At 59.2% G+C, this 8,702-nt stretch carries 10 protein-coding genes, 1 pseudogene and 1 riboswitch; all 11 genes and pseudogenes read left to right on the forward strand.

Annotation, left to right across the window (positions count from 1 at the left end; all coding sequences use genetic code 11):
* Nucleotides 1-356 (forward strand): annotated as a pseudogene (locus tag BMZ91_RS21885) (transposase); the annotation flags it as partial.
* Between the two features lie 95 nt (nucleotides 357-451).
* A riboswitch (cobalamin riboswitch) is annotated at nucleotides 452-664 on the forward strand.
* 125 nt (nucleotides 665-789) lie between these two features.
* Nucleotides 790-2,622, forward strand: a complete 1,833-nt coding sequence (locus BMZ91_RS20485) for a TonB-dependent receptor plug domain-containing protein (protein WP_177193945.1) — start codon at nucleotides 790-792, stop codon at nucleotides 2,620-2,622.
* 100 nt (nucleotides 2,623-2,722) lie between these two features.
* Nucleotides 2,723-3,472 carry an ABC transporter substrate-binding protein gene (locus BMZ91_RS20490; protein ID WP_245736519.1) on the forward strand — a complete coding sequence of 250 codons (750 nt, stop codon included), beginning with the start codon at nucleotides 2,723-2,725 and terminating at the stop codon, nucleotides 3,470-3,472.
* Nucleotides 3,469-4,452 carry a FecCD family ABC transporter permease gene (locus BMZ91_RS20495; protein ID WP_092842444.1) on the forward strand — a complete coding sequence of 328 codons (984 nt, stop codon included), beginning with the start codon at nucleotides 3,469-3,471 and terminating at the stop codon, nucleotides 4,450-4,452. Before BMZ91_RS20490 ends, BMZ91_RS20495 begins: the two co-directional genes overlap by 4 nt.
* Nucleotides 4,449-5,207: an ABC transporter ATP-binding protein gene (locus BMZ91_RS20500; protein WP_092842445.1), complete on the forward strand. Its 759-nt coding sequence runs from the start codon at nucleotides 4,449-4,451 to the stop codon at nucleotides 5,205-5,207. The genes BMZ91_RS20495 and BMZ91_RS20500 overlap by 4 nt, the downstream gene beginning before the upstream one ends.
* Nucleotides 5,204-5,893 carry an adenosylcobinamide amidohydrolase gene (locus BMZ91_RS20505; RefSeq protein ID WP_092842446.1) on the forward strand — a complete coding sequence of 230 codons (690 nt, stop codon included), beginning with the start codon at nucleotides 5,204-5,206 and terminating at the stop codon, nucleotides 5,891-5,893. The genes BMZ91_RS20500 and BMZ91_RS20505 overlap by 4 nt, the downstream gene beginning before the upstream one ends.
* Before the next feature lies 1 nt (nucleotide 5,894).
* The gene (locus BMZ91_RS20510; RefSeq protein ID WP_092842447.1) at nucleotides 5,895-6,548 is read left to right on the forward strand and encodes a MotA/TolQ/ExbB proton channel family protein; all 654 of its coding nucleotides are present in this window, start codon (nucleotides 5,895-5,897) and stop codon (nucleotides 6,546-6,548) included.
* Complete coding sequence (locus BMZ91_RS20515) at nucleotides 6,548-6,925, forward strand: ExbD/TolR family protein (RefSeq protein WP_092842448.1); 378 nt, start codon at nucleotides 6,548-6,550, stop codon at nucleotides 6,923-6,925. The genes BMZ91_RS20510 and BMZ91_RS20515 overlap by 1 nt, the downstream gene beginning before the upstream one ends.
* Before the next feature lie 4 nt (nucleotides 6,926-6,929).
* Entirely contained in the window at nucleotides 6,930-7,316 is a 387-nt protein-coding gene (locus tag BMZ91_RS20520) for an ExbD/TolR family protein (protein WP_092842449.1), read from the forward strand.
* Nucleotides 7,313-8,167 (forward strand): TonB family protein, encoded by an 855-nt coding sequence (locus tag BMZ91_RS20525; RefSeq protein WP_092842450.1) that lies wholly within the window; start codon nucleotides 7,313-7,315, stop codon nucleotides 8,165-8,167. The genes BMZ91_RS20520 and BMZ91_RS20525 overlap by 4 nt, the downstream gene beginning before the upstream one ends.
* Before the next feature lie 280 nt (nucleotides 8,168-8,447).
* Nucleotides 8,448-8,702 (forward strand): transposase (locus tag BMZ91_RS21890; protein ID WP_143076430.1); only part of this gene is annotated, 255 nt, incomplete at its 3' end.

The raw sequence follows: 8,702 nt of genomic DNA on the forward strand, positions 1-8,702 counted from the left end.
TCCGGCGGTTGATTGATGAGGCCGCAGCTGAAGTGGAGCCTTTGGTTGTCGAAACAGCTCACACCTATCTTGAGCAAATCGATGATCTATCATCTCGCATTTTGAAGTTGGAGGCGACGTTGAAACAAGAAGCCGCCCGAACTGATGCTTCATTACGGATGATGACTATGCCGGGAGTTGGCCCCATTACCGCAATGGCGATAGAGGCTTTTGCTCCACCTCTCTCTGTCTTTAAGCGCAGTCGGGATTTCGCCGCTTGGTTGGGGCTGGTGCCACGACAACATTCTACTGGCGGCAAGCAGAGCTTGGGCCGAACGTCGAAGATGGGGCAACGGGATATCCGGCGACTACTTATAAAGAGGTGGTCCTGCTCGAGAAGCGCGATGCAAAGTAAACTGAACAAGACATAACGCGACATCCGATTTTACTTTCCAAGTTTTGCCACTTGCAATACACACCGACTCACTTCGGTCCGGACAGCGTAAGTCTGGATAATAGGGAACACGGTGAGGCGCCGCCAATTGGCACCAAATCCGTGACTGCCCCCGCAACTGTAAGCGGCGAGCAAAGCCGGAACATGTCACTGCTGTGAATACCACAGTGGGAAGACCCGGCCGAGCATCGACCCGCGAGTCAGGAGACCTGCCGAAGTGTTCACCCTGTCCGAACGCGGGGCGCGTTATGGACTACGGACCTTCCGTCGTGGTGGCATTTGCACCGCTGGCGGAGTCTGCTCTTCCGTCAGTTATTTCAACGACACCCGCTGCTTCTGCGGATGGAGGAATACCTATGACACGCCACCACATGGCATCCCTATTGGCGAGCACCGCCATTCTGACCACCCCCGCATTCGCTCAGGAACTGGCCTTTGATCTTGATCCGATCATCGTCGAGGCATCGTCATTGACGCCAGTTGAACAGGTTCGCACCGGCACCAATGTCGAGGTGTTGGCGGGCGAAGACGCAGGCGCAAACGACACCCGCGTGGTCGACCGCTTAGCGCGGTTGCCCGGCGTCAATGTCACCAGCAATGGCGGGTTGGGGGGGCTTGGCACGATCCAGGTGCGCGGCCTGCCGTCGCGCTATGTCGGTGTACGGATCAACGGGATTGATGTATCAGATCCGTCGGGCACACAGAACCAGTTCGACTTTGGCGGTTTGACCGCATCCGGGGTGGACCGCGTCGAAGTGCTTAAAGGGTCGCAATCGGCCATTTTTGGATCCGAGGCCATTGCCGGTGTGGTCAACATCACCACGTTTCAGCCCACTGAACTTGGGTTTTCAGGCCAGGTACAGGCAGAAGCCGGAAGTTTTGACACCTATTCCGGCACGCTGAACCTCGGGTACAGAACCGACCGCGGTTTTGTCGCGCTCAGCTATGGCCGCATTGAGACGCAAGGCATCTCGTCACAATCGTTCAACACGGAAGACGACGGGTTTGAGCAATCTACGCTTCATATGTCGGGTGAGTATGCGATCACAGACACTTTCACTGTCGGGGGTGCATTGCTCTACCGGGACGGCGAAAGCGAATTTGACCGTTCGCCTTTCACGCTCGACACCACAGGCGAGCTGTTCTCGGAAGAGCGCGGGGCGCGCGTGTTCGCAACGTTTGAAATTGCGGCCATCACCCACACGCTCAGCTATTCTTTCTTCGACATTGATCGCAAAGATCCCGGCGGCGTCACCACTCGCTTTCAGGGTGAGCGCCAGTCGATATCTTATCTGGGCAGCGCCGAACTTGGGGCCGCAACAACGCTTAACTTCGGCATTGATCACACGGACGAAGAAATAGACAACGGTGCCGTCACCGGATCAGAGGACAATACCAGCATAACCACCGAATTGCTGTTCAGCCCCTCAGATCAGGTCGATCTGTCGGCTGCTCTGCGCCACGATGACAACTCTGGCTTCGGCGGACAAACCTCCGGGCGTCTGACCGCCGTTTATCGCCCACAGCAGGATATTGCTGTGCGGGCGTCGGTGGGCACCGGGTATCGTGCGCCGTCGCTGTTCGAACGCTTCAGCGCATTTGGTGATCCGGCCCTGCAGCCGGAAGACAGCATCAGCTACGAGTTGGGTGTTGAAAAGACATACGGCGATCGTGGCTTTGTCAAAGCCACGGTGTTCTACACTGACGTCGATGATCTGATTGACTTTGATCCGGGCGCGGTCATCTGCGGAAGCGGTTTTGGCTGCTTCAATCAGGTGCCGGGCACGACCACATCCAAGGGGATCGAGCTGTCGGGCGAATATATGATGGCTGATCGCTTTTCCGTCTATGGGGCCTACACCTATACCGATGCGGAAACCGATGGTGTCCGCCTGACCCGCACCCCCAAGCATGATGCGGTAATCGGTGTCTCTGGCGCGTTCACGGATCGGTTCAGTGGCTATCTGGATGTCCGTCATGTCGCGGACGTGGTGCCAAGCGCATTTGCGCCTGCTGGTAACAAAGTTGGCGATTACACACTGGTCGGGGCGGGTCTGTCCTATGACGTAACCGACGCGGCCGAGATCTATGTCAGAATGGAGAACCTGCTGGACGAGGACTATGAGACCGCAGGCGGTTTCAACCAGCCCGGTCGCGCGCTTTATGGTGGGTTGCGTGTGGATTTCTAAGCATATCAAGGCCCTGGCGGCGCGCATCGTTTTGGTGGGTGCGGCTATGTGCTGTAACGCGCCAGATGCGCAGGCTGATGCCCCGCAACGGGTCGTTTCCATGAACCTATGCACGGATCAGCTGGCCATGATGTTGGCCACTGAAGGGCAGCTGCTGTCAGTTTCGCAGATCGCGCTGGACACCCATGTCTCGCCCATGGCTGAAGAGGCACGAGGCTATCGCATCAACTATGGGCAAGCCGAAGATATCTACCTGATGCGACCCGATCTGGTGCTGGCGGGTGAGTATACGCCGCGGACCACGGTCGATATGCTGCGCGGGCTGGGCATCCGTGTGGAAATCTTTGCGATCACGTCTTCCCTGGATGAGGTGACGGATCAGCTGGCCAAAATGGGCACCGTTTTGCATCGTGAGGCTCAGGCGCAAGCCATAATTGCCGATTTTCAGACGCGCCGCGCGACACTGGCGTCCGAGGCTGGACCGCGGCCCGCGGCGATCTTCTACTATGCCAATGGCTTCACCTCCGGTGCAGGGTCTTTGGCAAATGATATCCTTGAACTGGCCGGGTTCAGCAATGCCGCAATCGAGGCAGGCTATGGCTCGGGCCAAAAGATGCCGCTTGAGGTTCTGGCCCTGACGGATCCAGATCTGGTGATCACAACAACGCCTTATCCAGGTGGATCGCGGGCCGAAGACGTGATGCAACATCCGGTGGTCAAAGCCATACAGGACAGCCGTGCCACCGCTGCTGTGACAGATCATGACTGGGTTTGCGGCACGCCTTTTGTCCTGCGCGCGGCAGAGCAATTGGCCGATTTGCGCCGCTCCATGACCGGGGTACAGCCATGATACGGCTGCTGCTGCCGCTGAGCCTGGCCGTTGCGGTGCTCTTCGGGGTGTCCTTGCTGATCGGTCCGGCACGTATCGGCTTGGCTGATAGCCTGCGGGCGCTGATGGCGGGGGGCGACAGCCCAATCGCATTGGTCATGCGCGAAATTCGCCTGCCGCGCGCTCTGTTGGCGGTGATGATCGGTGCCAGCCTTGGGCTGGCAGGGGCCGCGATGCAGGGCTATCTGCGCAATCCGTTGGCCGAGCCTGGTCTGATCGGCGTGTCGGGGTCTGCCGCCCTGGGCGCCGTGATCGCGATTCAGACCGGATTTGCCGCAAGTTTCTTCCTCGGGCTGCCATTGGCGGCGCTGAGCGGTGCGCTCTTGGCGGTCTTGCTGGTCATGGCGCTGGTTGGGCCACGCGGCACGTCTCTCACGTTGATCCTGGCCGGAATCGCGGTCTCGGCGCTGGCGGCTGCATTGACCTCACTGGTGCTGAACCTGTCGCCAAATCCATTCGCCGCCAGTGAAATCGTGTTCTGGATGATGGGCTCGCTTGAGGATCGATCAATGACCCATGTGTGGCTTGCCGCGCCGTTCATGGGTCTGGGCCTGGCATTGCTCAGTACTCTGGGGCGGGGTCTTGATGCGCTGACCTTGGGCGAGGACGCGGCACAGGCGATGGGTATCCATGTCAGCCGGCTACGCCTGCAACTGGTCTTTGGCACCGCCTGTGTGGTGGGGGCCGGCACGGCTGTGGCGGGGGCCATCGGCTTTGTGGGACTTGTGGTGCCGCATATACTGCGCCCCTTTGTCGGCGCGCATCCCTCACGGCTGCTTTGGGCTTCGGCACTGGGCGGGGCGGTGATGGTGCTTGCGGCTGACATTGCCACGCGTGTGGTCCTGCCGGACCGTGATCTGAAGCTGGGCGTACTGACGGCCCTGGTCGGCGCGCCACTCTTTTTGCATCTGATCCTCAAGCTGCGAAAGGAGCGGCTATGACCGTGCTGTCCGTCTCCGACTTTTCGGTTACCTTGCAAAACCGAGGCGTAATTCACGACGTGTCCTTCGACATCGGCCCCGGCGAATTTGTCGGTCTGATCGGCGCCAATGGGGCGGGCAAAACGACACTTATGCGGGCTATTCTTGGCTTGCTGCCGCACGGTGGTCTGAGCAGTCTGGCGCAGCTTCCGCAAGCGGCACGGGCCGGACATGCTGCATGGATGCCGCAAATGCGCGAAATTGCCTGGCCGATCACCGTGCAATCCGTGGTTATGCTGGGGCGGATACCGCATCTGGGCACGCTTCAGAAACCGGGTGCCGATGATATCCGGCAGATTGAGGCCGCCCTCGCCCGGATGGATCTGACCGAAATGCGCCATCGCCCAGCCACGCAGCTTTCGGGCGGCGAACAGGCCCGAGTGCTGATCGCGCGCGCCCTGGCGCAGGACACGCCGCTTTTGCTGGCGGATGAGCCGATTGCCGGGCTGGACCCCGCCCACCAGATTGCGACGATGCAAACCTTCGCAGCCCTTGCGCAACAAGGGAAATCCCTGCTGGTGTCGCTTCATGATCTGGGACTGGCCGCGCGGCATTGTACGCGCTTGATCCTGCTGGGTAACGGCACCATGGTGGGCGATGGCACGCCCGAGGAGGTTCTTTCGCCCGAAACACTGGCGCAGGTTTTTGGTATCACGGCCTGGTGCCAGCATACGGATCAGGGCTTTGTCTATCAGCCACTGGATGTGATCCGATGAGCCCGATCACACTGAACCGCCCATGGATGGACTTTGATCTTGGTGCTGAGATGCAGGTGCTAAGCTGGGCAATGAACCGCCCCGGTTTTGTGCGCGCCCGCCGCATTTTGTGGCGCGAGGTGCGCAATGCGGATCTGACCCTTGATCTGGATGTCGACGCGTGGCTGGACGGTGAATTGCAGGCACGCGATGCGGCGGATGCTGTCGCTTTTCTGACCTCACGCGATATCCGCTGTTACAACGAAGCACAGACCCAGGTGGGCACGACGAGGGCGCATGCGGTGGCCACGGTAGGGTTTTCAAACGCGGAACGGGTGGGTTATCGACTGGATAGAACCGGCAAGGACTGGGGCACGATAAATATCGCCCTGCATTTGAACACTGCGATATCCCAAGCCGCCCTGCTGGAAGTGATGAGCATCGTCGTTCAGGCCCGCACCGCCGCCGTCATGGATGCCGGTTTGACCCTGCCGACAGGCATCGCCACGGGCACCGGCACGGATTGCGTGGCCGTGGCAGCGCCAGAGGGCAGCACGCCTTACGCCGGATTGCACACTGAAATCGGTGAGGCGACGGGCTGTGCGGTGTATAAGGCTGTATCCAAGGGTGCCACCGAATGGATGCAACGCTATGATCCGGGCAAAAGTGAAACCACGAAACTGATGGCGCAACAAGGGGACCCGTAAGATGGATATATCAGGGCTAACCACATTTCTGGAACGCGGCGGCGTGGCGCTATGGGTGATTGCGGTTTTGTCCGTGCTGACACTGGCCATCATTCTGTGGAGGATCTGGCGGCTTTGGCGCGTCGGGGCCTGGTCCAGTGCCGGAACCGAGGAGGCGCTCAGAGACTGGTGCAATGGTCGCCGCGACAAAGCTGTGACTGCTCTGTCAGGTCAGTGCAGCTTGCGGGCAACGCTGGCCCACGCGGCCATGTGCAATCACCGCAGTGAATTACTGACTGATGCCGAGGCCCGCGAGGAAACCACCCGCGTCGCCAAATCCTTGCTTTGGGACACGCGCACTGGGCTGCGCGCGCTTGAACTGATTGCCACAATCGCGCCGCTTGTTGGTCTGCTCGGCACGGTACTGGGCATGATTGCGGCATTTAAGGCTTTGCAGGACAGCGGCAATCAGGCTGATCCGTCGGTGCTGGCCGGGGGCATTTGGGAGGCGCTTTTGACCACAGCAGCAGGCATGGCCGTGGCAATACCGGCCTCGATGGCGCTCACTTGGATCGAAAGCATCGCTGACCGGGTTCAGGCCGACATGGAAGACACGGCAACGCGTGTGTTCACCGCGCCCGAACCAACCCCGACCCTCAAGGCGCGCCACGCCTGATGTTTGCCTTTGCGCCAACCCGTGCACGCCGAAAACCGGTGCTGACCCCACTGATTGACGTGGTGTTCCTGCTCTTGGTGTTTTTTATGCTCGCCGCACAGTTCGGGCGCGAAACCGCGGTTGATATGGCACATGGGTCAGGTGCCGGTGAGTATTCCGGCCCGCCGCGACTGATCACTCTGTTGTCCGACGGCGTTCTCCTGAACGGAATATCGCAGACCGAAGCGGATTTGCCGCAGGCGCTCGTGTCACTCACCGACACGCCGGATGACGCGGTTTTGGTGCGCGCCCGCGACGGGGCGGATGTGCAGCGCCTGACAGAATTTGTACAGCGTTTGACCGCAGTCGGGTTCACGCGCTTGATATTGGTGGAATAACGCCATGGATTTTTCACACCCTACGCGACGCCGCCAGTCAGAACCCGCCCTGCCGATGATCAACGTGGTTTTCTTGCTGCTGATCTTTTTCCTGATGAGCGCGCAGATCGTGGCGCCGCCACCCATCGACGTGACCCCACCAGTCGTGCAACGGGGTGATGCGGCACAGGACGGCCTGCGCCTGCATATGTCTGCCGAAGGTGCCCTTGCACTGGATGATCTGCGGGATGCCGATGTCTGGGACAGGTTTGCAGAGGTGCAAACACCCTCCGAGGCCACAGTGCTGATCCGTGCGGACGCGGCATTGCCCGCCGCCCAGTTGGCCTCGGTACTCGCCCGGATCTCAGCCTTGGGGTTTGAGCATATCCAGCTTGCAACGGATCAGAAATGATCCGGTCTGGTGAATTCATAGTGTTCATCGGCATCGCGGCTTTGGTGCATGTTGGGCTGTTCGTTCAATTTGGTCAAACCGGCGTACAATCGCACGGCGCCGCCGGACAGGCCAGCGTATCGCTGATGGCCAGCTCGACCGATATAGCTGACAGAGTTGCCGCGTGGACTCGCCCAGTCGAGGCGATGCAACAAATGCCCGAGCCGCTTACCCCCCCCGACACGCCGTCACCGCAAACCTTGACCGCACCCGCCCTGTCACCGCCCAAAGCCGAGCGTGATATGGTTGCGATGCCAGGCCAATCGCATCGGGTTCCAGCCCTCCCAGGGCCTACAGAATCGCTTCCGCAAATTAATACCGACACGACGAAACCCGACATTCTGAACCATGCGCCCAAAACATCGCTTCGTCCCAAAACGAGACCAGAACCCTCCGTCACGCCGACAAAACCCAAAACTCAAACTGTGGCTGCAGCATCGAAAAAGCAGACCGCTTCGGATGGGGAAACAGGCCAGAATGCGGGAAACACCCAGGCCACGCAGAGCGCCAGCCTGTCCGAGGCCTCGCGCAAGTCCCTTATATCGCAATGGGGTGCGTCCATTCGCAACCGGATTGAGCGACGCAAGCGTTATCCTTCTGGCACATCAGACAGTGGGACCACTGTTTTGCGTATCGCTGTATCAAGGCCCGGTCGTCTGAACGGCGTAACGATCGTCAGATCATCCGGCAGCAAGACACTGGACCAAGCTGCGATCAGAGCTGTAAAAAAAGCCCGATATCCTGCGGCCCCAACAGGTCTTACAGCGGCGCAGTACAACTTTAATCTGCCCGTCTCTTTTACCAGAAACTGAAGATACCAAGGCGATTTAATGACGCGCCTTCACGCATGAATTAGCCTGCATGATGACGCAAGCGCTTCGAAGTTTGGGATATTCCCAAGAAACCACCATTGTAGAATAAGAACGCATTCGTCCTCGATGCAGTTAGCATAGTTCCGGAGCATAGTAATAGCTTCATCCCGCTCCCTTTTGGTTCCACGAGCACGTAGCGAAAGGGTAGTTTGGAAGAGGTGGTCGCGGAAATTCGGACCAGACGTTAAGGTGGATCGCATGATGAAAGTGACGATCCAAAATGAAGAAACGAAAGAACCATTCGCCGGATTTTAAGGCCAAGGTTGCTCTTGAAGCGATCCGTGAGGAGATGACGCTTGCCGAGCTGTCCAAGAAATACAGCGTGCATCCGACGCAGATTGGGACGTGGAAACGCGCGGCGATAGAAAACATGGCGGCGGCCTTTACGCGCCAAGGTTCAGCGCCTGAACGGGTTAGTGCCGCTGATGTCGACAAACTGCATTCCAAGATCGGCCAGCTTGTTGTGGAACGGGAT

Origin of the sequence: Roseovarius lutimaris (assembly GCF_900115165.1) — a bacterium.
Classification (GTDB): Bacteria; Pseudomonadota; Alphaproteobacteria; order Rhodobacterales; family Rhodobacteraceae; genus Roseovarius; species Roseovarius lutimaris.

What these genes read in the sequence shown, in the direction of transcription:
- BMZ91_RS20500 (WP_092842445.1), top strand. Translation starts at nt 4,449, where the DNA reads ATGACCGTGCTGTCCGTCTCCGACTTTTCGGTTACCTTGCAAAACCGA.
- BMZ91_RS20495 (WP_092842444.1), top strand. Translation starts at nt 3,469, where the DNA reads ATGATACGGCTGCTGCTGCCGCTGAGCCTGGCCGTTGCGGTGCTCTTC.
- BMZ91_RS20510 (WP_092842447.1), top strand. Translation starts at nt 5,895, where the DNA reads ATGGATATATCAGGGCTAACCACATTTCTGGAACGCGGCGGCGTGGCG.
- BMZ91_RS20505 (WP_092842446.1), top strand. Translation starts at nt 5,204, where the DNA reads ATGAGCCCGATCACACTGAACCGCCCATGGATGGACTTTGATCTTGGT.
- BMZ91_RS20490 (WP_245736519.1), top strand. Translation starts at nt 2,723, where the DNA reads ATGAACCTATGCACGGATCAGCTGGCCATGATGTTGGCCACTGAAGGG.
- BMZ91_RS20515 (WP_092842448.1), top strand. Translation starts at nt 6,548, where the DNA reads ATGTTTGCCTTTGCGCCAACCCGTGCACGCCGAAAACCGGTGCTGACC.
- BMZ91_RS20525 (WP_092842450.1), top strand. Translation starts at nt 7,313, where the DNA reads ATGATCCGGTCTGGTGAATTCATAGTGTTCATCGGCATCGCGGCTTTG.
- BMZ91_RS20520 (WP_092842449.1), top strand. Translation starts at nt 6,930, where the DNA reads ATGGATTTTTCACACCCTACGCGACGCCGCCAGTCAGAACCCGCCCTG.
- BMZ91_RS20485 (WP_177193945.1), top strand. Translation starts at nt 790, where the DNA reads ATGACACGCCACCACATGGCATCCCTATTGGCGAGCACCGCCATTCTG.